This is a genomic window from Geodermatophilus sp. SYSU D00867, from assembly GCF_054050315.1.
On sequence record NZ_JBJGZC010000009.1, the window covers coordinates 80,137 to 103,730 of the forward strand.

The following is a 23,594-nucleotide window of genomic DNA, read 5'->3' on the forward strand; positions in this document are numbered from 1 at the left end:
TCAACCAGCCCGGCCACCGGCGGCCCGCGTCACCACCGGCCCCGGTGGACGACCTCGTCCACGCCCCGCCGGCCGCGCCGCAGCGACGGCGAGCGCCGGTCGTCCCCGCCCGGGTAGCCGACCGACACGACGCCGACCGGCCGGTGGGTGCCGGGAATCCCGAACGCCTCCCGGACGGCGTCCACCCGCTCGGCCGGGACGCCGAACAGGCAGGCGCCGAGCCCCTCGTCGACGGCGGTCAGCAGCATCATCAGCGCCGCCATCCCGGCGTCGACGTCCCACCAGGGCACCGGCCAGCGGGTCTCGTCGCGATCGGTCCAGCCCTTGTCCGGCTCGGCGTAGCGGTCGAGGTAGGCGGCCTTCGACGACAGCGGGACCACCAGCAGCGGCGCCCGCCGCATCCGGGACAGCCACGCGTCGGGCGCGCCCTCCCCGGCGGTCACCGACCAGAACCGCTCCCGGTCGGCGGGGTCCTCGAGCACCAGGAACGCCCAGCCCTGGGTGAACCCGGCCGAGGGCGCCCGGATCGCGTGCTCGAGCAGCCGCTCGCGCACCTCCGGCGGCACCGGCCGGTCGGGGTCGTAGTCGCGCACCATGCGGCGCCTGCGGACGACGTCGGCGAACTCCACCCCCGCAGCCTGCCTCGGGTGGGTCAGGCCACAGCGGCCCGGTCCCTAGGCTGGGAGCGTGCCGACCCTCCAGCTGCTCCCCGCCGTCGACGTCGCCGACGGCCAGGCCGTCCGACTCGTCCAGGGGGAGGCCGGCAGCGAGACCTCCTACGGCGACCCCCTCGACGCCGCCCTGCAGTGGCAGCGCGACGGCGCCGAGTGGGTGCACCTGGTCGACCTCGACGCCGCCTTCGGCCGCGGCAGCAACCGCGAGCTGGTCGCGCGCGTCGTCGGCGAGCTCGACGTCGACGTGGAGCTGTCCGGCGGCATCCGCGACGACGAGTCGCTGGCCGCGGCCCTCGCCACCGGCTGCCGCCGGGTCAACCTCGGCACCGCGGCGCTGGAGTCGCCCGAGTGGTGCGCCCGCGCCATCGCCGAGCACGGCGACCGCATCGCCGTCGGCCTCGACGTCCGCGGCACCCGGCTGGCCGCCCGCGGCTGGACCCGCGAGGGCGGCGAGCTCTACGAGACCCTCGCCCGCCTCGACGCCGAGGGCTGCGCCCGCTACGTGGTCACCGACATCACCAAGGACGGCACGCTGCGCGGCCCCAACCTCGACCTGCTGCGGGAGGTCTGCGCCGCCACGCCCCGGCCGGTGGTCGCCTCCGGCGGGGTCAGCTCGCTCGAGGACGTGCGGGCGCTGGCCGGGCTGACCGCGGTCGGCGTCGAGGGCGCGATCGTCGGCAAGGCCCTCTACGCCGGCGCGTTCACGCTGCCCGAGGCGCTGGCGGTCACCCGCGAGGTCTCGTCGTGACCGCGCGGCGGATCGGCTCCGGCGGGCCCTGGGAGGACGTCGTCGGCTACAGCCGGGTCGTCGTCGCCGGGGACTCGGCGTGGGTGAGCGGCTGCACCGCCACCGTCGACGGCGCGGTCGTCCACCCCGGCGACGTGGGCGCGCAGGCCCGGGTCGCGTTCGGCGTGCTGGTCGCCGCGCTGGAGTCGGCGGGCCTGACCGCCGCCGACGTCGTCCGCACCCGCATGTACGTCACCGACACCTCCCGCTGGGAGGAGGTCGGGCGCGTGCACGGCGAGGTCTTCGGCGCGGTCCGGCCGGCCACCGCGATGATCGGCGTGGCCTCGCTGCTGCACCCCGACATGCTGGTCGAGGTGGAGGCCGACGCGGTCCGGGGGGCGGGGACGTGAGCGAGCTCGCGAGCTCACGCACGAGCGGAGCAGCCGGGCGAACGCCGCCGACGAGCGCCAGCGAGGAGGCGTCGTGAGCCTCGCGGTGCGCGTGATCCCGTGCCTGGACGTCGACGCCGGCCGGGTGGTCAAGGGCGTGAACTTCGTCGACCTGCGCGACGCCGGCGACCCGGTCGAGATGGCCCGCGTCTACGACGCCGAGGGCGCCGACGAGCTCACCTTCCTCGACATCACCGCCAGCTCCGGCGACCGGGAGACCACCTACGACGTCGTCCGGCGCACCGCCGAGAGCGTCTTCATCCCGCTCACCGTCGGCGGGGGCGTGCGCAGCCCCGACGACGTCGACCGGCTGCTGCGGGCCGGCGCGGACAAGGTCGCGGTCAACACCGCCGCGGTCGCCCGGCCCGAGCTGATCAGCGAGATCGCCGACCGCTTCGGCAGCCAGGTGCTCGTGCTCTCCCTCGACGCCCGCCGGGTGCGCGACGGCGCGGCCACCGACTCCGGCTTCGAGATCACCACGCACGGCGGGCGCCGCGGCACCGGCCGGGACGCCGTCGAGTGGGTGGTGCAGGCCGCGCAGCTCGGGGTGGGGGAGGTGCTGCTCAACTCGATGGACGCCGACGGCACCCGCGCCGGCTTCGACACCGAGCTGATCCGCGCCGTCCGCCGCGAGGTGAGCGTCCCGGTGGTCGCCAGCGGCGGCGCCGGGGCGGTCGAGCACTTCCCGCCCGCGGTCGAGGCCGGCGCCGACGCGGTGCTCGCGGCCAGCGTCTTCCACTTCGGCACGCTGCGGATCGGCGACGTCAAGGCCGCGCTGGCCGGCGCCGGCGTCCCGGTGCGCACCGCCGCGGACACGCCCCTGCGCTGACCGCGCCCGGCCGTCGTACACCTCCGCGGAGGTGCACCGGACGCGTCAGCCGACCGGGGCGCCGTCCCGCACGACGACCCGGGCGACGTCGGTGCGCCCGGTCGCCCAGAGCAGGACCTCCATCGGCTCGCCCTCGACCGTGGTGGGTGCCGACCCGGCGCGGATCCGCTTCCCGGGGCCGGGGACGTCGCTGCGCTGCAGCACCAGGCCGCCGGGGTGCCGCGCGGCCGCCGCGCGGGCGAACAGCTGCGCCGCGCCCCAGAGCCGGTCGGCGTCGGCCGGCGGCAGCGCGCGCGGCGCCCAGCCGGGAAGCGCCCGCCGCACGTCCTCGTGGTGGATCGCGAACTCGGCGGAGTCCGCGACCGCCGACACCCCGGGCCAGCCCATCGGCAGCCACGCCGGCGGGCCCTGCCGGACCCGCGCCACCAGCTCGGGATACGCCGTCGAGGTGCGCAGCCGGTCCTCGACCCGCTCCGCGTGGGCGTGCAGCCGCCCGCCGACCGGCGTGCGCTCCAGCGCGTAGCCGGGCAGCGCGTCGGGACGTCGGTCGCGGGTCACCAGGTGGGCGGCCAGGTGGGCCGTCGTCCACCCCTCGCAGCAGGTCGGGGCGTCGGGGCCGAGCTCGTCGAGGAGGTCGGCGAGGGCCGCGCGCTCGCGGGCGGCGAGCGGGCGGGAAGAGGGAGTCACCACGGCGGGTTACCGATCCCGTCCACCCGGAAAACCCGCAGGCCCCTGTCGGTACCGCCGGTTAGCCTGAGTAACGACTGCGAGTGCCGCGGTCGCGAACCCCGAGGAGATCCGTGCCCCGCGCCCGAGACGCCGTCGTCCGGCGGGGACTGCGCCACGTCGCCCGGTCCATCCGCGAGCAGCGCGGGATGTTCACCCTCGCCCTGCTCGCCAGCAGCCTCTACGCCGCGATGACCGTGCTGTCGGCGTTCGTCATCGGCGGGGTCACCGACCGGGTGGTGCTGCCGGCCTTCGCCGACGGCGACACCACCGCCGGCGCGCTCACCCTCGCCGTCGTGGTGATCCTCGGCGTCTCGGTGCTCAAGATCCTCGGCATCCTCGGCCGGCGGCTGTTCGCCGGCGTGATGGCCTACCGGCTGCAGGCCGACTACCGCCGCCGCGTCACCGCGCAGTACCTGCGGCTGCCGCTGGCCTGGCACCAGCGCCACCCCACCGGGCAGCTGCTGTCCAACGCGAACTCCGACGTCGAGGCCTCCTGGTACTTCGTCTCCCCGCTGCCCTTCGCCTGCGGGACGCTCGTGATGATCGCCATCACCGTCGTCGCGCTGGTGGCCACCGACCCGCTGCTGGCGCTGGTCGGCCTGGTCGTCTTCCCGCTGGTCTTCGTGGTCAACGCCGTCTACTCGCAGGTGATGAGCCCGCGGATGCAGCGGGCGCAGCAGCTGCGCGCCGAGGTCAGCGAGATCGCCCACGAGAGCTTCGACGCCGGCCTGGTGGTCAAGACCCTCGGCCGCGAGGACGTCGAGAGCACCCGGTTCACCGAGCGCGCCCGGGAGCTGCGCGACGGGCTGGTCTCGGTCGGCCGGGTGCGCGGGCTGTTCGACCCGCTCATGGAGGCGCTGCCCAACCTCGGCACGCTCGCCGTGCTGCTGGTCGGCGCCGGCCGGGTCGCCTCCGGCGCCACCGACGCCGGCGACCTGGTGAGCATCGCCTACCTGTTCACCCTGCTCGCGCTGCCCATCCGCGCGATCGGCTGGGTGCTCGCCGACCTCCCGCGCGCGCTCGCCGGCTTCGACCGGGTCACCCCCGTCCTCGACGCCACCGGCGAGACCCCGCACGGCCCGGAGACCGCGCCCGCCGGCGACGGCGGCGCCCGGCTGGGCCTGCGCGCGGTCGACCACGTCTTCGACGGCGCGTCGCAGCCGGTGCTGTCGCAGGTCACCTTCGACGTCGCGGCCGGCAGCACGGTCGCCGTCGTCGGGCCGACCGGCTCGGGCAAGTCGACGCTGGCCGGGCTGCTGGTGCGGCTGGTCGACCCGGCCGGCGGCGAGGTGCTGCTCGACGGCGTCGACCTGCGTCGGCTGCGCGAGGGCGAGGTCAGCGGCCAGGCCGCGTTCGTCCCGCAGGGCACCTTCCTCTTCGACGACACCGTCCGCGGCAACGTGACCCTCGGCGGCGGGTACGGCGACGACGAGGTGCGCGCGGCGCTGCGCGTGGCCGCCGCCGAGGACTTCGTCGACCGGCTGCCCGAGGGCCTCGACACCCGCGTCGGCGAGCGCGGCGCCACCCTCTCCGGCGGCCAGCGGCAGCGGCTCGCCCTCGCCCGCGCCGTCATCCGCCGGCCCCGGCTGCTCGTCCTCGACGACGCCACCAGCGCCGTCGACCCCGCCGTCGAGGCGCGCATCCTCGACGCGCTGCGCTCGGCCGACCGGCCCTCGACCGTGGTCGTCGTCGCCTACCGGCAGGCCACCATCGCCCTCGCCGACGAGGTGGTGTGGCTGGAGAACGGCCGGGTCACCGCCCGCGGCAGCCACGAGGAGCTGCTGGCCACCGTGCCCGGCTACGCCGCGCTGGTCCGCGCCTACTCCCAGGCGGAGGTGGCGGCGTGAGCGCCGTGGACACCGGGCGGCGGGAGGGCGCGTTCGCCACCCTGCGCCGCGGGCTGCGGATGATGCCGGAGTTCCGCCGCGGACTGCCGGCCACGTTCGCGCTCGCGCTGGTCGCCACCGCCGGGCGGGTGGTCGTGCCGATCGCCGTCCAGCAGGTCATCGACCGCGGCCTGCTCGCCCCCGGCGGCCCCGACCTCGGCCTGGTCCGCACGCTGGTGCTGGTCTGCGCGGTCGTCGTCCTGGTCACCGGGGTGGCGGTCTACCGGATGAACGTCCGGCTGTTCCGCACCACCGAGACCGCGCTGGCCGGGCTGCGCGCCCGGGCGTTCCGGCACGTGCACGACCTGTCCGTGCTGCACCAGCAGGGCGAGCGCCGCGGCTCCCTGGTCTCCCGGGTCACCAGCGACGTCGACCAGCTGTCCACCTTCATGCAGTGGGGCGGCGTCCTCGGCGTGGTCAGCCTCGGCCAGCTGGTCGTGGCCACCGTCGTCATGGCGGTCTACTCCTGGCAGCTGACCCTGCTGGTGCTCGCCTGCTTCCTGCCGCTGGCCTTCGCCGTCCGCTGGTTCGCCCGCCGGCTGCAGGTCGCCTACGGCGTGGTCCGCGAGCGGGTCGGCGACGTGCTCGCCGCGGTGTCGGAGTCCGTCGTCGGCGCGCCGACGGTGCGCGCCTACGGCATCCGCGAGCGGACGGCGGCCCGCCTCGACCGGGCCATCGGCCGGCACTACCGCGCCCAGGTCGACGCGCAGAAGGTCACCGCGGCCGTCTTCGTCACCGGCGAGTTCGCGGCCGCGGTCGCCAACGCCGCCGTCGTCGTGGTCGGCGTGCTGCTCGGCGTGGCCGGGCAGGTCAGCGCCGGCACGCTCGTCGCCTTCCTGTTCCTCGTCACGCTCTTCGTCGCGCCGGTGCAGACCGCCAGCGAGGTGCTCAACGAGGGGCAGAACGCGATCGCCGGGTTCCGCCGGGTGCTCGACGTCCTCGACACCGAGCCCGACGTCCGCGACCCCGCCGCCGGCGGCACCGCGCGCGAGCTGCCGGCCGGGCCGCTCGGCGTGCGGCTCGAGCACGTCACCTTCCGCTACGCCCGCGGCGCGCGGGCGGCCCTCGACGACGTCGACCTCGCGCTGGCGCCGCGCCGCCGCTACGCCGTCGTCGGGGAGACCGGGTCGGGGAAGACGACGTTCGCCAAGCTGGTCACCCGGCTCATGGACCCCACCGAGGGGCGGGTGCTGCTCGGCTCCGACGCCGCCGGCTGGGTGCCGCTGCCCGACGTGGCGTTCGCCTCGCTGCGCCGGCGGGTCGGCATGGTGCCGCAGGACGGTTTCCTCTTCGACGCCACCGTCGCCGACAACGTCCGCTACGGCCGCCCGGACCTCACCGACGAGCAGGTGACCGCGGCCTTCGCCGAGCTCGGTCTCGGCGACTGGCTGGCCGGCCTGGCCGACGGCGTCGCGACGCCGGTGGGCCAGCGCGGGGAGTCGCTGTCGGCGGGGGAGCGGCAGCTGGTCGCCATCGCCCGCGCGCACGTGGCCGCGCCCGACCTGCTGGTGCTCGACGAGGCCACCAGCGCCGTCGACCCGGCCACCGAGCGGCGGCTGACCCTGGCGCTGGACCGGCTCACCGAGGGCCGCACCACGCTCACCATCGCGCACCGGCTGTCCACCGCCGAGCGGGCCGACGAGGTGCTCGTCGTCGACGCCGGCCGGGTGGTGCAGCGCGGCACGCACGCGGACCTGGTCCACGCCGTCGGCCCCTACGCGCGGCTGCACGCCTCGTGGCGCCGGTCGTCGGCGGGGGAGCCCGAACGCGTCGCCTGAGCGGGCGGCGGTCCTAGGCTCCGCGGCGTGACCACGTCCTCCACCAGCCCCTCCCGCATGCCCGGCACGGCGATCGCCGCCGCGGCGATCGGCGCCCTCGGCGTGCTGCCGCTGGCCCTGGTCACCGTCCTGCCGTTCGCCCTCGGCGGCGTGCAGTCCGACGACGTCCGCGACTGGTGGGTCTACGCGCTGCTCCTGCTGCCCGTGCTCCAGGTCTTCGGTGTCGTCTGGCTGGTCTCCCGCCGGGGCCGGTGGCCGCTGCTCCTGGGAGCCGTGGGCTCGCTGGGGTTCGCCCTCCTCGTCATCGCGACGGCGGTCGCGGTCGGCGAGGACGTGGGCGCCGCGCCGGTCGTCGTGGCCGTCTGCCCCCTGGTCGCGGCCGGCCTCGCGCTCAGTCCCCGGGTGACGGCCTGGCTGGCCGGCCGCCGCCGTCCGGGCTGACGGGGTCCGGCCGCGGGGGCCTCCCTGCGGGGCCCGCCGCGAGCGTGCGAGTGGCGGAGGGCAGGGAGGCCCCTTCTCTAGGCTGCCCGGCATGCCGTCGTCCCCGCCCCGCCGGACGACGACCCGCCGCTCCCCGCGGGCGGCGCCCGCGGCGTCGGCCGTCCGGCGGGCCGCCCCGCCGCCCGCTGCCGGGCGCCCGCTCACCGCGCCGTTCGCCGCCGCGTTCGGCCTGCTCGTCGCCGCCGAGGACCTGTACCTCGGGTGGCTGCTCTGGGACGGCCTGCCCCCGCGCTGGGGCTGGTACCTGGCCGCCTCCGCCGTCCTGGCGCTGCCGGCGGTCGCCGGGGCGGCGCTGGTGTGGGCCGGCCGGGGCCGCGGGTGGCTGGTCCTCGCCGTCGCCGCGGTGCTGCCGCTGCTCCTGCTGCTCGGCGTGGCCCTGCTGTTCGGCGCCCTCGGCGACGGCTCGTCGGTCGGGTGGGCGCTGGCGCTGCTGGTGGGCCCGGCCGGCTGCCTGGCGCTGACGGTGCGCCGCCCGATCCGGGAGTGGACCCGTCCCGGCCGGGCGACACCGCCCCCGGCGCAGCCGGGGCGGACCCCCCGGGGCGGCCGCGCCCGCTAGCGTGCCCGCCGTGATCGACACAGACGTCGTCGTGGTGGGGTCCGGCCTGGCCGGCCTGGTGGCCACCGCCGAGCTGGCCGACGCCGGCCGGCGGGTGGTGCTCGTCGAGCAGGAGCCGGAGGCGTCCTTCGGCGGGCAGGCGTGGTGGTCCTTCGGCGGCCTGTTCCTCGTCGACTCGCCCGAGCAGCGCCGCCTGCGCGTCCGCGACTCGCTGGAGCTGGCCCGCCAGGACTGGTTCGGCACCGCCGCCTTCGACCGCGCCGAGGACCACTGGCCCCGGCAGTGGGCCGAGGCGTACCTGGAGTTCGCCGCGGGGGAGAAGCGGGCCTGGCTGCGCGAGCAGGGCGTCGGCTTCTTCCCCGTCGTCGGGTGGGCCGAACGCGGCGGCTACACCGCCACCGGCCACGGCAACTCCGTGCCCCGCTTCCACATCGTCTGGGGCACCGGCCCCGGCATCGTCGAGCCGTTCGCCCGCCGGGTCCGCGCCGCCGTCGAGCGCGGGCTGGTCGAGCTGCGCTTCCGGCACCGGGTGACCGCGCTGGTCGTCACCGACGGCGCTGTCACCGGCGTCCGCGGCGAGGTGCTCGAGCCCAGCGGCGTCGCCCGCGGCGAGGCCAGCTCGCGCACCGCCGTCGGGGACTTCGAGATCACCGCCCAGGCCGTCGTCGTCACCTCCGGCGGCATCGGGGGCAACCACGACCTGGTCCGGCAGAACTGGCCGGCCCGGCTGGGCCCCCCGCCGCAGCGGCTGCTGTCCGGCGTCCCCGCGCACGTCGACGGGCTCATGCTCCAGGCCACCGAGGCCGCCGGCGCCAACCTCATCAACCGCGACCGCATGTGGCACTACACCGAGGGGATCGCCAACCACTCCCCGGTGTGGGCACGGCACGGCATCCGGATCCTGCCCGGGCCCTCGTCGCTGTGGCTGGACGCGACCGGGCAGCGGCTGCCGGTCCCGCTGTTCCCCGGCTTCGACACCCTGGGCACCCTCGCCCACATCGGGCAGACCGGCTACGAGCACACCTGGTTCGTGACGACGAAGAAGATCGTCGAGAAGGAGTTCGCGCTGTCGGGCTCCGAGCAGAACCCCGACCTCACCGGCAAGGACGTCCGGCTGCTGCTGAACCGGGTCAAGGCGGGCGTGTCCGCCCCGGTGCAGGCCTTCCTCGACCGCGGCGAGGACTTCGTGACGGCGTCCTCCCTGCCCGAGCTGGTCGCCGGGATGAACCGGATCACCGGCGGCACGCCCGAGGTGTCGCTGGAGACCGTGGAGCGCGAGGTCACCGCCCGCGACCGCGCGGTGGACCACCCGTTCACCAAGGACCTGCAGCTCACCGCGGTCCGCGGCGCCCGCAGCTACCTCGGCGACAAGCTCATCCGGGTGGCCCCGCCGCACCGGCTGCTCGACCCCGCGGCCGGCCCGCTGATCGCCGTCCGGCTCAACCTGCTCACCCGCAAGACCCTCGGCGGGCTGGAGACCGACCTGTCCGGCCGGGTGCTGCGCGCCGGCGGCGAACCGTTCCCCGGCCTGTACGCCGCCGGGGAGGCGTCCGGGTTCGGCGGCGGCGGCATGCACGGCTACCGGTCGCTGGAGGGCACCTTCCTCGGCGGCTGCCTGTTCTCCGGCCGGGTCGCCGGCCGGGCGCTGGCGGCGGCCCTGTGAGCTCGCCCGGCAGCCCCTGGGCCGACCCGGCCGCCGGGACCGAGCCGGTCGCCTACGCGGGCCCGCCGGCCACCGCCCCGTACGCCGCGCCGGCCCCGGTGTACCCGGGGTACGCGCCGGGCTGGCCGGCCGCGCCGTACTGGCCGGCCTACGGCCCGCCGGTGCCGCAGCGGCCGCGCCGGCCGGGGCAGGTGGTCGCCGCGGCGGTCCTCGCGTTCGTGCAGGCCGCCGTCGTCGCGCTGTCGTCGGCCTACGTGCTGCTGCTTGCCAGCACGTTCGGCCTGTTCGCCGGCATCCCCGACCACTCCGGCGGCGGGGGCGACGACGTCTCCGGCCTGGTCACCGAGGTCACGGTGCTCTCGGCGGTCCAGCTGGCCTCGGCGGTGCTGCTGGTCGTCGCCGGGGTGCTGGTGCTCAACCGGCGCAGCCGGGCGGTGTGGACGACGCTGCTCGCCGGCTTCGGCGTGCAGCTCGCCCTGGCCGCCTACTGGCTGGTCCGGCTGACCTCCCTCGCCGACGTCGCCGGCTTCGACCCGACCGGCGTGCTCGTCGTCGGCGTGCTGTTCTACGCCGCCGCCCCGGCCGTGGGGCTGGGCCTGCTGCTGGTCGGCGCCGTCCGCCGGTGGGCCGCCGGCGGGGACGCGCCACCGGCCGCGGGGTGACCGCGCGGGGCCGCCGGACCGGCCGGTCCCCGCGGCGGGGGAGAATCGCGGGCATGCCCGCCGTGCCCGCCGTCGACTCCGCCCTCGACCCCGCCGTCGCCGCGCTGCTGCGCCGCGACCCGGCGGGACTGGTCGCCGCCGTCGTGCAGCAGCACGACACCGGCGAGGTCCTCATGGTCGCCTGGATGGACGACGAGGCGCTGCACCGCACCCTGACCACCGGCCGGGCCACCTACTGGTCCCGCAGCCGCGGGGAGTACTGGGTGAAGGGCGAGACGTCCGGGCACCGGCAGTGGGTCCGCGACGTGCGCCTGGACTGCGACGGCGACGCGCTGCTGGTGCTCGTCGACCAGGAGGGCCCGGCCTGTCACACCGGCGCGCGCAGCTGCTTCTCCCGCGACCTGGAGGTCACCCGTGCGGCTCGGTGAGACCAGCCCCTCGCGCGAGGCGTTCGCCGCCCTGGACCAGCCGGTCGTGCCGGTGACCCGGCGGCTGCTGGCCGACGGCGAGACCGCCGTCGGCATCTACCGCAAGCTGGCCGGCAACCGGCCCGGCACCGTGCTGCTCGAGTCGGCCGAGCAGGGCAAGCGCTGGTCGCGCTACAGCTTCGTCGGCGTGCGCAGCGCCGGGGTCCTCACCGAGCGGGACGGGCGGACCCTGTGGCTCGGCGACCCGCTGCCCGGGCTCACCGACGACCTGCCCGAGGACCCCCTGGCCGCGGTCCACACGCTGGCCCGCCGGCTGCGCTCGCCGCGCCGGGAGGACCTGCCGCGGCTGACCGGCGGGCTGGTCGGCTACCTCGGCTACGACGTCGTCCGGCGGCTGGAGCGGCTGCCGGTCACCGCCACCGACGACCTCGGCATGCCCGAGCTGTCGCTGGCCCTGGTCACCGACCTCGCCGTCCTCGACCACACCGACGGCACCGTGCTGCTCATCGCCAACGCCCTGACCGGGTCCGGCGACGCCGACACGGCCTGGGACGACGCCGTCGCCCGCCTCGACGCCATGGCCGCCGACCTCACCAAGGCGGTGCCGCCGGGGGTGGCCACGTTCGCCCCCGCCGAGCCGCCGCCGGTGCGCAGCACGATGGCGCCGGGGGAGTACGAGGCCGGGGTGGAGGCGGTGCGCGAGCACATCCGCGCCGGCGACGCCTTCCAGGTCGTGCTGGCCCAGCGGTTCGAGACCGACACCGACGTCGACGCGCTCGACCTCTACCGGGTGCTGCGGGCCACCAACCCCTCGCCGTACATGTACCTGCTGCGCTTCGCCGGCCGGGAGACGCCCTTCGACGTCGTCGGCTCGTCGCCGGAGGCGCTGGTGACCGTGACCGGCAGCTCGGCCGTCGTGCACCCGCCGGCCGGCACCCGCCCGCGCGGCGCCACCGAGGAGGAGGACCTGCGGCTGGCCGAGGGACTGCTCGCCGACCCCAAGGAGCGCGCGGAGCACGTCATGCTCGTCGACCTCGCGCGCAACGACCTGGGCCGGGTGTGCGTGCCGGGCACGGTCGAGGTGCCCGACTTCATGCGGATCGAGTACTACAGCCACGTCATGCACCTGGTGTCCACCGTCGGCGGCGAGGTGGCCCCCGGCCGCGACGCGCTCGACGTCTTCGACGCGACCTTCCCGGCCGGCACCGTCTCCGGTGCCCCGAAGCCGCGGGCGATGGAGATCATCGAGTCGCTGGAGCCCACCCGGCGGGCGCTGTACGCGGGCACCGTCGGGTACCTGGACGCGAGCGGGGACATGGACATGGCGATCGCCATCCGCACCGCGGTGCTCCACCAGGGCCGGGCGTACGTGCAGGCCGGCGCCGGGATCGTCGCCGACAGCGACCCCGCCACCGAGGAGGCCGAGACCCGGCACAAGGCGCGGGCGGTGCTCTCGGCGATCGCGACCGCGGAGGGCATGCGGGAGGTGCGGTGACGGCGGCGCGGCGGGAGCTGGGGACGGCGCTCGCCGGCTGCGCGGTCGCCGGCGGGCTGGCGCTGTCGGCGGGCGGGCAGACCTGGGCCACGGTCACGGTCACCCGGCGCCCGCCGCTGCCGCCGGTCACCGAGACGCTGACCGGGTCGTCGCTGGCGCCGCTGGTGCCCGCCGCGGGGCTGCTGCTGCTCGCCGCGGCGGTCGCCGTCCTCGCGGTGCGCGGCGCCGGGCGGGTCGCGGTGGGGGTCCTGGTGGCGCTGGCGGGCGCCGCGCTGGCCTGGTCGTCGGTGGGCGTGCTGGCCGGCGGGGTGGACCCTTCCGCGGCGGCACCGGGGGAGCGGCGCACCGCCGACCTCGCGGCCGCCTGGCCGGTGCTGTGCCTGGTCGCCGCCGTCGTCGCGCTCGCCGCCGGCGTGCTGGTCGCGGTCCGCGGCCGCCGCTGGCCGGCCATGGGCCGCCGCTACGAGCGGTCACCCGGCGCGGCGGCCGCGCCGGCCCCGGCGCGGGCCCGCACCGACGAGGACCGGGCGCTGGACGCCTGGCGCGCCCTCGACCGCGGCGACGACCCGACGGCCGACCCCGCCGACGAGGCGCCACCGGGCCCGGCCGGTGACCCGGCGGCCGGGCCCCCGGGCCGCCGTCGCTAGGGTGGGTCCACCCGTCCGACCGGCACCGGACCGGCCGACCCAGCAGCGAGGAGGCGGAGTGACCGTCCTCGACGACATCGTCGCCGGCGTCCGTGAGGACGTCGCGGCGCGCGAGGCGGCCACCCCGCTGGCCGAGGTCCGAGCCGCCGCCCGCGACGCCCGCCCCGCCCGCGACGCCCTGGCCGCGCTCCGCGAGCCCGGCGTCGGCGTGATCGCGGAGGTCAAGCGCCGCAGCCCGAGCAAGGGCGCGCTGGCCGACATCCCCGACCCCGCGGTGCTCGCCGCCCAGTACGCCGCCGGCGGCGCCCGGGTGATCAGCGTCCTCACCGAGCGGCGCCGCTTCGGCGGCTCGCACGCCGACCTGGCCGCCGTCCGCGCCGCCGTCGACGTGCCGGTGCTGTGCAAGGACTTCGTGGTCAGCAGCTACCAGGTGCACGAGGCCCGCGCCCACGGCGCCGACGTCGTCCTGCTGATCGTCGCGGCGCTGGAGCAGAACGCGCTGCTGGGCCTGCTCGAGCGGGTCGAGTCCCTCGGCATGACCGCCCTGGTCGAGGTGCACACCGAGGCGGAGGCCGACCGCGCGCTGGCCGCCGGCGCCTCGGTGATCGGCGTCAACGCCCGCGACCTCACCACCCTCGACGTCGACCTCGGCACCTTCGAGCGGATCGCGCCCGGGCTGCCCTCGGGCGTGGTCAAGGTCGCCGAGTCCGGCGTCCGCGGCCCGCGCGAGCTCATCGCCTACGCCTCCGCCGGCGCCGACGCCGTCCTGGTCGGCGAGGGCCTGGTCACCGCCGGCGACCCGCGCCAGGCGGTCGCCGACCTGGTCACCGCCGGCTCGCACCCGGCCGTGCCGCGCACGACCCGCTAGACCCCGGTCTCGCTGCAGGGACCCGCCGCGAGCCTGCGAGGGGCGGGGGGCAGCGAGGTCCTTAGTCTGGGTGCATGACCACGAGTGCCGTCCACCCGCCCGAGCAGCGCAGCGACCCGGCGCGCCCGGCGTGGCCCGACGCCACCGGTCACTTCGGCGTCTTCGGCGGCCGGTTCGTCCCCGAGGCGCTGGTCGCGGCCCTCGACGAGCTGACCGAGGCCTACGGGGCCATGCGGGTCGACCCCGCGTTCGTCGCCGAGTTCGCCGCCCTGCAGCGGGACTACACCGGCCGCCCGAGCCCGGTCACCGAGGTGCCGCGCTTCGCCGAGCACTGCGGCGGCGCCCGCGTGCTGCTCAAGCGCGAGGACCTCAACCACACCGGCTCGCACAAGATCAACAACGTGCTGGGCCAGGCGCTGCTGACGAAGCGGATCGGCAAGCAGCGGGTCATCGCCGAGACCGGCGCGGGCCAGCACGGCGTCGCCACCGCGACCGCGGCGGCGCTCATGGGCCTGTCCTGCACGATCTACATGGGTGAGGAGGACACCCGCCGGCAGGCGCTCAACGTCGCCCGCATGCGGCTGCTCGGCGCCGAGGTGGTCCCGGTGAGCACCGGCTCGCGCACCCTCAAGGACGCCATCAACGAGGCCTTCCGCGACTGGGTGACCAACGTCGAGACCACCAACTACGTCTTCGGCACCGTCGCCGGCCCGCACCCGTTCCCGGCGATGGTCCGCGACTTCCAGCGGGTGATCGGCGACGAGGCCCGCGCCCAGGTGCTCGAGCGCGAGGGCCGGCTGCCCGACGCCGTCCTCGCCTGCGTCGGCGGCGGCTCCAACGCCATCGGGATCTTCACCGCGTTCGTGCCCGACGAGGGCGTGCGCCTGGTCGGCCTGGAGGCCGGCGGCGACGGCGTCGAGACCGGCCGGCACGCCGCGACGATCACCGGGGGAGCGCCCGGCGTGCTGCACGGCGCCCGCTCCTACCTGCTGCAGGACGACAACGGCCAGACGATCGAGTCGCACTCGATCAGCGCCGGGCTGGACTACCCCGGCGTCGGGCCGGAGCACAGCTTCCTGCACGACGTCGGCCGGGCCGAGTACCGCCCGGTCACCGACGCCGAGGCGATGGAGGCCTTCGCGCTGCTGTGCCGGACCGAGGGCATCATCCCGGCGATCGAGTCCGCGCACGCCCTCGCCGGCGCCGTGCGGCTGGGCCGCGAGCTGGTGGCCGCGGGGGACGGCGGGCGGGGAGGCGAGCCTCCGCTGCTGCTGGTCAACCTCTCCGGCCGCGGCGACAAGGACGTCGAGACCGCGTCGCGCTGGTTCGGCCTCGGCGACCGTGACGAGGTCGACCCCGGCCCCGGCATGGACACCGACCAGCAGCCCACCGAGGGCGCCGTCGCCTCCGGCGACGCGGTGCCCGGCCGGGACGCGGGGAGCCCGGCATGAGCCGGCTCGAGCAGCGGATCCGCGGCGCCAACGCCGAGGGCCGCGCCGCGCTCGTCGCCTACCTGCCGGTGGGCTACCCGGGCGTGGACGACTCGATCGCCGCGATGACGGCCGCCGTCGAGGGCGGGGCCGACGTCGTGGAGATCGGCGTCCCGTACTCCGACCCCGGCATGGACGGCCCGGTCATCCAGCAGGCGGTCGACCCCGCCGTGCGCGCCGGCGTGGGCATGCGCGACGTGCTGCGCGCCGTCGAGGCGGTGGACGCCGCGGGCGCGGTGCCGGTGGTGATGAGCTACTGGAACCCGGTCGAGCGCTACGGCGTCGAGCGGTTCGCCACCGACCTGGCCGCCGCCGGGGGAGCGGGCGCGATTACGCCCGACCTCATCCCGGACGAGGCCGCCGCGTGGCTGGCCGCCGCCGAGGCCGCCGACCTCGACCGCGTCTTCCTCGTCGCGCCGTCGTCCACCGACGCGCGGCTGGCGTCGACCACCGCGGCCTGCCGCGGGTTCGTGTACGCCGCGTCCACGATGGGCGTCACCGGCACCCGCGCCACCGTCGGCGACGCCGCCGAGCGGCTGGTCGCCCGCACCCGCGCGGTCACCGACGTCCCGGTGTGCGTGGGCCTGGGCGTCTCCAACGGCGACCAGGCCGCCGAGGTGGCGGGCTTCGCCGACGGCGTCATCGTGGGGTCGGCCTACGTGCGGGAGCTGCTCGAGGGCCGGGGCGCCGACGGCGTGCGCCGGCTGTCCGAGGAGCTCGCCGCGGGCGTGCGCCGCCGGGTGGCCGTGACGTGACGGTCCTGGCGTCGATCCCGAGCCCGGCCCAGGGGGTGTGGCACCTGGGGCCGTTCCCGCTGCGCGCCTACGCGCTGTGCATCATCGCGGGCATCGTCGCGGCCTGCTGGATCGCCGAGAAGCGGTGGGTCGCCCGCGGTGGCCGGCCCGGCGAGGTCCTCGACATCGCGGTCTGGGCGGTGCCCTTCGGCATCCTCGGCGGCCGGCTCTACCACGTGATCACGACGCCGCAGCCCTACTTCGGGGAGGGCGGGGACCCGCTGCGGGCGTTCGCCATCTGGGAGGGCGGCCTCGGCATCTGGGGCGCCATCGCCCTCGGCGGCGTCGGCGCGTGGATCGCCTGCCGCCGCCGGGGCATCCCGCTGCCGGCCTTCGGCGACGCCATCGCACCCGGCCTGCTGGTGGCCCAGGCGGTCGGCCGGCTGGGCAACTGGTTCAACCAGGAGCTGTTCGGCCGGCCCACCACGCTGCCCTGGGGCCTGGAGATCGACGCGGCGCACCGTCCCGACGGCTACGAGGCGTTCGCCACGTTCCACCCGACGTTCCTCTACGAGCTGCTGTGGAACCTCGCCGCGGCCGCCGTCGTGGTGTGGGCCGACCGCCGCTTCCGGCTGTCCCACGGGCGCGCGTTCGCGCTCTACGTCGCGCTGTACTGCGCCGGCCGGCTGTGGATCGAGGTGCTGCGCATCGACGACGCCAACCGCTTCCTCGGCGTCCGGCTCAACGTGTTCACCTGCATCGTGGTCGGGCTGCTCGCCGTGGCCTACATGCTCTGGCAGCGGGGCCGCCCGCGGGAGGTCATCGACCGGGCCGCCGTCGGCGGACGTGACGACGACGACACCGCCGCCGCCGACGCCGGCACCGCCGACGCGGCCCCGACCAGCACCGACGCGCCCGCCGAGGAGCGGCGGGGTGACCGGTCTCACGACGCGCCGGGGACGTCCTGACAGGACGCGCCGACGGATCGTTTCGCGCCGGTGAGCCCGGTGTCGCTGCTGTGTACCCTCCTGTCCAGACCGGCCGGTGATCCCGGTGGGTCGCTCGCGTCGTAACCGGGCCAGCGCTGCCCCGCGGGACGACGACCCCGCGCAACCACCCGCGGGGCCGCCGGTCCTCAGCCTGCCCGGGCCACCGTGTCCCGGGCGGTCGCCGGCTCCGCTGTCCCCCTCTGCTTCCGTGCACCGCACCCTCTGACCACCGGCCGGGCCCCGCGCCCCGCGACGTCCCCCCCCAGGGGGCCGCGCGCAGGCCGACGACGGGAGTGATCATGTCCGGGTCCCGCACCCCCGCCCCCCGCACCACCGCCGGCTCGGCCGTCCCCTTCTCGGCCGTCCCCTTCTCGGCTACGCCGGCGGCCTCCGGCCTCTACGACCCGGCGAACGACTCGGACGCCTGCGGCGTGGCCTTCGTGGCCGACGCCCGCGGCCGCCGCTCGCGCGCGATCGTGGCCGCCGGCCTGACCGCGCTGCACAACCTCGACCACCGCGGGGCCGCCGGCTCCGAGCCCAACTCCGGGGACGGCGCCGGCATCCTGACCCAGGTGCCCGACGCGCTGCTGCGGGCCAGCGTCGACTTCGACCTGCCCCCGCTGGGCGAGTACGCCGTCGGCGTCGCCTTCCTCCCGGTCGACGAGCAGGAGCGGGCCGCCCGCTACGCCGACGTCGAGCGGATCGCCGCCGAGGAGGGCCTGACCGTCCTCGGCTGGCGCGACGTGCCGGTCGACCCCGACGGCGCCGACCTCGGCCCCACCGCGCGCGCGGTCATGCCGCACTTCGGGCAGCTGTTCGTCGCCGAGACCATGGGCGCCCGCGCCGACCAGCAGGCCTTCGGCGGCCCGCGCGAGGTCAACGGCGTCACCCGGCTGGAGCGGCGCTCGTTCGTGCTCCGCAAGCGCGCCGAGCGGGAGGCCCGCGAGGCCGGCAGCTCGCTCTACGTCGTCTCGCTGTCCAGCCGCACCGTCACCTACAAGGGCATGCTGACCACCGACCAGCTGCCCGCGTTCTTCCCCGACCTGCGCGACGAGCGCTACGAGTCGGCGATCGCGCTGGTGCACAGCCGGTTCTCCACCAACACGTTCCCGAGCTGGCCGCTGGCGCACCCGTTCCGGTTCATCGCCCACAACGGCGAGATCAACACCATCAAGGGCAACCGCAACCGGATGCGCGCCCGGGAGGCCAAGCTCGAGACCGAGCTGTTCGACGGCCCCGCCGGCCCGGCCTCCGAGCTCGGCCTGGACCGGGTCTTCCCGGTGACCGCGAGCGACTTCAGCGACTCGGCGACCTTCGACGAGGTGCTCGAGCTGCTGCACCTGTCGGGCCGCTCGCTGCCGCACGCGGTGCTGATGATGATCCCGGAGGCGTGGGAGAACCACGACGAGATGGACCCGGCCCGCCGGGCCTTCTACCGGTTCCACTCCTCGATCATGGAGCCCTGGGACGGGCCGGCCTGCGTCGCGTTCACCGACGGCACGCTCATCGGCGCCGTCCTCGACCGCAACGGCCTGCGCCCGGGGCGCTGGTGGCGGACGAAGGACGACCTCGTCGTCCTCGCCAGCGAGGCCGGCGTCCTCGACATCCCGGCCGGCGACGTCGTCGCCAAGGGCCGGCTGCAGCCGGGCCGGATGTTCCTCGTCGACACCGCCTCCGGGCGGATCGTCTCCGACGAGGAGGTCAAGGGCGCCCTGGCCGCCGAGCACCCCTACGAGGACTGGCTGCACGCCGGCCTGGTGCACCTGCCCTCGCTGCCCGAGCGGCGGCGGGCGCGGCCCAGCCACGAGTCGGTGGTCCGCCGGCAGCTGCTGTTCGGCTACACCGAGGAGGACCTGCGCGTCCTGCTCACCCCGATGGCGTCGTCCGGCGCCGAGCCGATCGGCTCCATGGGCACCGACACCCCGATCGCGGCGCTGTCGGACCGCTCCCGGCAGCTCTACGACTACTTCGGGCAGCTGTTCGCCCAGGTGACCAACCCGCCGCTGGACGCCATCCGCGAGGAGCTGGTGACCAGCCTCGGGCGCACCTTCGGCCCGGAGCAGAACCTGCTCTCGGCCACCCCGGCGTCGTGCCGGCAGGTGTACCTGCCCTACCCGGTCATCGACAACGACGAGCTGGCCAAGATCCTGCACATCGACGACGACGGCGACCTGCCCGGCTTCGCCGCCGTCCGGATCACCGGCCACTACGACGTCACCGGCGGCGGCCCCGCGCTGGTCGAGGCGGTCGAGCAGCTGCGGAGCAAGGTCAGCAGGGCGATCGCGGCCGGCGCGCGGGTCATCGTGCTGTCCGACCGCGACTGCGACGAGAAGCGCGCGCCGATCCCGTCGCTGCTCATGACCGCCGCCGTCCACCACCACCTGGTGCGCGAGCGCACCCGCATGGAGGTCGGCCTGGTCGTCGAGTCCGGCGACTGCCGCGAGGTGCACCACGTCGCGCTGCTGCTCGGCTACGGCGCGGCCGCGGTCAACCCGTACCTGGCCTTCGAGTCGATCGAGGACCTCATCCGCGACGGCGTCCTCACCGGCGTGCAGCCCGCCCAGGCGGTGCGCAACGTCGTCAAGGCGCTCGGCAAGGGCGTCCTCAAGGTGATGAGCAAGATGGGCATCAGCACCGTCGGCTCGTACACGATGGCGCAGATCTTCGAGGCCGTCGGCCTGTCGCAGGACGTCGTCGACGAGTACTTCACCGGCACCTCGTGCCCCCTCGGCGGCGTCGGCATGGACGTCCTCGCCGAGGAGGTCGCCATGCGGCACCGGCGCGCCTACCCGGAGAACCCCACCGAGCGCGCGCACCGGCGGCTGGAGACCGGCGGCGAGTACCAGTGGCGCCGCGAGGGGGAGGTGCACCTGTTCAACCCCGAGACGGTGTTCCTGCTCCAGCACTCGACCCGCTCGCGGCAGTTCGAGGTGTTCCAGCGCTACACCGACACCGTCGACGCGCTCTCGGAGGACGCCGCGACGCTGCGCGGCCTGTTCGAGATCCGGAAGGGCGTGCGCCCGCCGGTGCCGCTCGAGGAGGTCGAGCCGGCCAGCGAGATCGTCAAGCGCTTCCAGACCGGCGCGATGAGCTACGGCTCCATCTCGCAGGAGGCGCACGAGACCCTCGCCATCGCCATGAACCGGCTCGGCGGCAAGTCGAACACCGGTGAGGGCGGGGAGGACCCCGACCGCTACGTGCCCGACCCGAACGGCGACCTGCGCCGCTCGGCGATCAAGCAGGTGGCCAGCGGCCGCTTCGGCGTGACCAGCGAGTACCTGGTCAACGCCGACGACATCCAGATCAAGATGGCGCAGGGGGCCAAGCCCGGCGAGGGCGGCCAGCTGCCCGGCGGCAAGGTCTACCCGTGGGTGGCCCGCACCCGGCACTCGACGCCGGGCGTCGGCCTGATCAGCCCGCCGCCGCACCACGACATCTACTCGATCGAGGACCTCAAGCAGCTCATCCACGACCTCAAGAACGCGAACACCGAGGCGCGGATCAACGTCAAGCTGGTCGCCGAGGTCGGGGTCGGGACGGTCGCGGCCGGGGTCAGCAAGGCGCACGCCGACGTCGTCCTGATCTCCGGGCACGACGGCGGCACGGGTGCCGCCCCGCTGACCTCGCTCAAGCACGCCGGCTCGCCGTGGGAGCTCGGCCTGGCCGAGACCCAACAGACGCTGCTGGCCAACGGGCTGCGCGACCGGATCGTGGTGCAGGCCGACGGCCAGATGAAGACCGGCCGCGATGTGCTCGTCGCGATGCTGCTCGGCGCCGAGGAGTACGGCTTCGCCACCGCTCCGCTGGTGGTCTCCGGCTGCATCATGATGCGGGTCTGCCACCTCGACACCTGTCCGGTCGGCGTGGCCACCCAGAACCCGGAGCTGCGCAAGCGGTTCACCGGGCGGCCGGAGTTCGTCGTCACCTTCTTCGAGTTCCTCGCCGAGCAGGTCCGGCAGTACCTCGCCGAGCTGGGCTTCCGCTCGGTCGACGAGGCCGTCGGCCACACCGAGCTGCTCGACACCCGGCGCGCGGTCGACCACTGGAAGGCCAGCGGCCTGGACCTCTCGCCGATGCTCGCGCAGCCCGAGCTGCCCGAGGGCGCGGCCCGCCGGGCGGTCCGCACCCAGGACCACGGCCTCGACGTCGCGCTGGACCAGACGCTGATCCAGCTGTGCGAGGGCGCCCTGCTCGACGCGCGGCCGGTGCGCCTGGAGCTGCCGGTGCGCAACGTCAACCGCACCGTCGGCACGATGCTCGGCTCGATGGTCACCCGCCGCTTCGGCGGCGAGGGTCTGCCCGACGGCACGATCGACCTGACCTTCACCGGGTCGGCCGGCCAGTCCTTCGGCGCCTTCCTGCCGCGCGGCATCACCATGCGGCTGCTCGGCGACGCCAACGACTACGTCGGCAAGGGCCTGTCCGGCGGCCGGATCGTCGTCCGCCCGGCGCCCGAGGCGTCCTTCGCCGCCGAGGACAACGTCATCGCCGGCAACGTCATCGGCTACGGCGCCACCGGCGGGGAGGTGTTCCTGCGCGGGCGGGTCGGCGAGCGGTTCTGCGTCCGCAACTCCGGCGCGCTGGCCGTCGTCGAGGGCGTCGGCGACCACGCGCTGGAGTACATGACCGGCGGCCGCGCGGTGATCCTCGGGCCCACCGGGCGCAACGTCGCGGCCGGCATGTCCGGCGGCATCGGCTACGTCCTGGACCTCGCCCGGCACCGGGTGAACCCCGAGATGGTCGACGTCGAGCCGCTGGACGGCGAGTCCGCGCAGTGGCTGCGCGACGTGCTGGTCCGGTACCACGCCGAGACCGAGTCGCCGGTCGCGGCGGCCCTGCTGGCCGACTGGGGCCGCTGGTCCGAGCAGTTCAGCGTGATCATGCCGCGCGACTACCGTCGCGCCCTCGAGGCCCGGCGCGCCGCCGAGGCCGCCGGCACGGATGTGGATCGAGCAGTGATGGAGGCCGCACGTGGCTGACTCCACGGGGTTCCTGAAGTACGAGCGGGCCCTGCCGCCCCGGCGGCCGGTCGACGTCCGCATCCTCGACTGGAAGGACGTCTACCTCTCCCGGCAGAACGGGGAGGACGGCGTCTACCCGGTCGCCGCGCTGCGCCAGCAGGCCGCGCGGTGCATGGACTGCGGCATCCCGTTCTGCCACCACGGCTGCCCGCTGGGCAACCTGATCCCGGAGTGGAACGACCTCGCCCGCCGGGACGACTGGCGCGACGCGATCGAGCGACTGCACGCGACCAACAACTTCCCGGAGTTCACCGGGAAGCTGTGCCCGGCCCCCTGCGAGGGCGCCTGCGTGCTGAACCTGCAGGACTCGCCGGTCACGATCAAGCAGATCGAGTGGGAGATCATCGACCAGGCCTTCGAGCGCGGCCACGTCGAGCCGCAGGCCCCGGCCGAGCGCACCGGCAAGAAGGTCGCCGTCGTCGGGTCCGGGCCGGCGGGCCTGGCCGCCGCCCAGCAGCTCACCCGCGCCGGGCACGACGTCACCGTCTACGAGCGGGCCGACCGCGTCGGCGGCCTGCTCCGGTACGGCATCCCCGAGTTCAAGATGGAGAAGTCCGTCCTGGACCGGCGGCTGGACCAGATGCGCGCCGAGGGCACCCGTTTCGTCACCGGCGTCGAGGTCGGCGGGTCGGGGGAGGGCGACCTCTCCGCCGAGCAGCTGCGCGGTGAGCACGACGCCGTCGTGATCGCCGCCGGCGCCACCGTCGGGCGCGACCTGCCCGCCCCCGGGCGCGAGCTCGACGGCATCCACCTGGCGATGGAGTTCCTGCCCTTCGGCAACCGGCAGGCGCTCGGCGAGCTGGACGACCCGCCGATCTCCGCCAAGGGCAAGGACGTCGTCATCATCGGCGGCGGCGACACCGGCGCGGACTGCCTGGGCACCTCGCACCGGCAGGGCGCCCGCTCGGTCACCCAGCTGGAGATCATGCCCGCGCCGCCGGACAAGCGGGCCGAGGGCAACCCCTGGCCGACCTACCCGATGATCATGCGGGTCTCCTCGGCCCACGAGGAGGGCGGCGAGCGGCTGTACTCGGTCAACACCGAGCGCTTCCTCGGCGACGACGAGGGCCGCGTGCGCGCCCTGGTGATCCACGAGGTCGAGCGGGTCGACGGCCGGTTCCAGAAGGTCGAGGGCACCGAGCGCGAGCTGCCCGCGCAGCTGGTGCTCCTGGCCATGGGCTTCACCGGCGTGCAGCGCGAGGGCCTGGTCGAGGCGCTGGGCCTCGACGTCGACGGGCGCGGCAACGTCGCCCGCGACGGCGAGTTCATGTCCACCGTGCCCGGCGTGTTCGTGGCCGGGGACGCCGGCCGCGGCCAGTCGCTGATCGTGTGGGCCATCGCCGAGGGCCGCGCCGCCGCCGGCGCGGTCGACCAGTGGCTGACCGGCAGCTCCATGCTGCCCCGCCCGGTCACCCCGACGGCGGTGGCGCTGCGGTAACACCGTCGTCCTCCGGGCTCCGCTCGC

At 75.9% G+C, this 23,594-nt stretch carries 20 protein-coding genes; 18 read left to right on the forward strand and 2 right to left on the reverse strand.

Annotated elements, in window-relative coordinates; all coding sequences use genetic code 11:
- Positions 1 to 29 precede the first annotated feature (29 nt).
- A complete protein-coding gene (locus tag ACI8AK_RS10355) occupies positions 30 to 629 on the reverse strand; it encodes a nitroreductase family protein (protein ID WP_456956157.1) in 600 nt (199 codons plus the stop codon).
- 58 nt (positions 630 to 687) lie between these two features.
- Between ACI8AK_RS10355 and priA the strand changes: the two genes are divergently transcribed.
- The 3 genes from priA (at position 688) to hisF (ending at position 2,679) form a co-directional block, all read left to right on the forward strand.
- The gene (priA, locus tag ACI8AK_RS10360) at positions 688 to 1,422 is read left to right on the forward strand and encodes a bifunctional 1-(5-phosphoribosyl)-5-((5-phosphoribosylamino)methylideneamino)imidazole-4-carboxamide isomerase/phosphoribosylanthranilate isomerase PriA (protein WP_456956159.1); all 735 of its coding nucleotides are present in this window, start codon (positions 688 to 690) and stop codon (positions 1,420 to 1,422) included.
- Positions 1,419 to 1,811, forward strand: a complete 393-nt coding sequence (locus tag ACI8AK_RS10365) for a RidA family protein (RefSeq protein WP_387986617.1) — start codon at positions 1,419 to 1,421, stop codon at positions 1,809 to 1,811. The genes priA and ACI8AK_RS10365 overlap by 4 nt, the downstream gene beginning before the upstream one ends.
- A 73-nt stretch (positions 1,812 to 1,884) precedes the next feature.
- Positions 1,885 to 2,679: an imidazole glycerol phosphate synthase subunit HisF gene (gene hisF, locus ACI8AK_RS10370; RefSeq protein ID WP_387986619.1), complete on the forward strand. Its 795-nt coding sequence runs from the start codon at positions 1,885 to 1,887 to the stop codon at positions 2,677 to 2,679.
- Positions 2,680 to 2,724: 45 nt separating this feature from the next.
- Here the strand turns inward: hisF and ACI8AK_RS10375 are convergent, their stop codons facing one another.
- A complete protein-coding gene (locus tag ACI8AK_RS10375; RefSeq protein ID WP_456956161.1) occupies positions 2,725 to 3,369 on the reverse strand; it encodes a TIGR03085 family metal-binding protein in 645 nt (214 codons plus the stop codon).
- A 110-nt stretch (positions 3,370 to 3,479) separates the two neighbouring features.
- Between ACI8AK_RS10375 and ACI8AK_RS10380 the strand changes: the two genes are divergently transcribed.
- The 15 genes from ACI8AK_RS10380 (at position 3,480) to ACI8AK_RS10450 (ending at position 23,567) form a co-directional block, all read left to right on the forward strand.
- Positions 3,480 to 5,255 carry an ABC transporter ATP-binding protein gene (locus ACI8AK_RS10380; protein ID WP_456956163.1) on the forward strand — a complete coding sequence of 592 codons (1,776 nt, stop codon included), beginning with the start codon at positions 3,480 to 3,482 and terminating at the stop codon, positions 5,253 to 5,255.
- On the forward strand, positions 5,252 to 7,072 hold the full coding sequence (locus tag ACI8AK_RS10385) for an ABC transporter ATP-binding protein (RefSeq protein WP_456956165.1): 1,821 nt from the start codon (positions 5,252 to 5,254) through the stop codon (positions 7,070 to 7,072). Before ACI8AK_RS10380 ends, ACI8AK_RS10385 begins: the two co-directional genes overlap by 4 nt.
- Positions 7,073 to 7,099: 27 nt before the next feature.
- Complete coding sequence (locus tag ACI8AK_RS10390) at positions 7,100 to 7,513, forward strand: hypothetical protein (RefSeq protein ID WP_387986629.1); 414 nt, start codon at positions 7,100 to 7,102, stop codon at positions 7,511 to 7,513.
- 91 nt (positions 7,514 to 7,604) lie between these two features.
- Positions 7,605 to 8,132, forward strand: a complete 528-nt coding sequence (locus tag ACI8AK_RS10395; RefSeq protein WP_456902739.1) for a hypothetical protein — start codon at positions 7,605 to 7,607, stop codon at positions 8,130 to 8,132.
- Positions 8,133 to 8,142: 10 nt separating this feature from the next.
- Positions 8,143 to 9,795 carry an FAD-binding dehydrogenase gene (locus ACI8AK_RS10400; protein ID WP_456902740.1) on the forward strand — a complete coding sequence of 551 codons (1,653 nt, stop codon included), beginning with the start codon at positions 8,143 to 8,145 and terminating at the stop codon, positions 9,793 to 9,795.
- A complete protein-coding gene (locus tag ACI8AK_RS10405; RefSeq protein WP_456956167.1) occupies positions 9,792 to 10,457 on the forward strand; it encodes a hypothetical protein in 666 nt (221 codons plus the stop codon). Before ACI8AK_RS10400 ends, ACI8AK_RS10405 begins: the two co-directional genes overlap by 4 nt.
- 53 nt (positions 10,458 to 10,510) lie before the next feature.
- Positions 10,511 to 10,885 carry a phosphoribosyl-AMP cyclohydrolase gene (gene hisI, locus ACI8AK_RS10410; RefSeq protein ID WP_387986640.1) on the forward strand — a complete coding sequence of 125 codons (375 nt, stop codon included), beginning with the start codon at positions 10,511 to 10,513 and terminating at the stop codon, positions 10,883 to 10,885.
- Entirely contained in the window at positions 10,872 to 12,380 is a 1,509-nt protein-coding gene (locus ACI8AK_RS10415) for an anthranilate synthase component I (RefSeq protein WP_456902742.1), read from the forward strand. The genes hisI and ACI8AK_RS10415 overlap by 14 nt, the downstream gene beginning before the upstream one ends.
- A complete protein-coding gene (locus ACI8AK_RS10420) occupies positions 12,377 to 13,027 on the forward strand; it encodes a Trp biosynthesis-associated membrane protein (protein ID WP_456956169.1) in 651 nt (216 codons plus the stop codon). The genes ACI8AK_RS10415 and ACI8AK_RS10420 overlap by 4 nt, the downstream gene beginning before the upstream one ends.
- A 58-nt stretch (positions 13,028 to 13,085) precedes the next feature.
- The gene (trpC, locus tag ACI8AK_RS10425) at positions 13,086 to 13,895 is read left to right on the forward strand and encodes an indole-3-glycerol phosphate synthase TrpC (RefSeq protein ID WP_456902744.1); all 810 of its coding nucleotides are present in this window, start codon (positions 13,086 to 13,088) and stop codon (positions 13,893 to 13,895) included.
- Positions 13,896 to 13,969: 74 nt separating this feature from the next.
- The gene (trpB, locus tag ACI8AK_RS10430; RefSeq protein WP_456956170.1) at positions 13,970 to 15,346 is read left to right on the forward strand and encodes a tryptophan synthase subunit beta; all 1,377 of its coding nucleotides are present in this window, start codon (positions 13,970 to 13,972) and stop codon (positions 15,344 to 15,346) included.
- Positions 15,343 to 16,140 (forward strand): tryptophan synthase subunit alpha, encoded by a 798-nt coding sequence (trpA, locus tag ACI8AK_RS10435; protein ID WP_456902746.1) that lies wholly within the window; start codon positions 15,343 to 15,345, stop codon positions 16,138 to 16,140. The genes trpB and trpA overlap by 4 nt, the downstream gene beginning before the upstream one ends.
- Positions 16,137 to 17,087 carry a prolipoprotein diacylglyceryl transferase gene (lgt, locus tag ACI8AK_RS10440; protein WP_387986656.1) on the forward strand — a complete coding sequence of 317 codons (951 nt, stop codon included), beginning with the start codon at positions 16,137 to 16,139 and terminating at the stop codon, positions 17,085 to 17,087. The genes trpA and lgt overlap by 4 nt, the downstream gene beginning before the upstream one ends.
- A gap of 320 nt (positions 17,088 to 17,407) precedes the next feature.
- A complete protein-coding gene (gltB, locus tag ACI8AK_RS10445) occupies positions 17,408 to 22,087 on the forward strand; it encodes a glutamate synthase large subunit (RefSeq protein ID WP_456902747.1) in 4,680 nt (1,559 codons plus the stop codon).
- Positions 22,080 to 23,567: a glutamate synthase subunit beta gene (locus ACI8AK_RS10450; protein ID WP_387986662.1), complete on the forward strand. Its 1,488-nt coding sequence runs from the start codon at positions 22,080 to 22,082 to the stop codon at positions 23,565 to 23,567. The genes gltB and ACI8AK_RS10450 overlap by 8 nt, the downstream gene beginning before the upstream one ends.
- Positions 23,568 to 23,594: the final 27 nt, after the last annotated feature.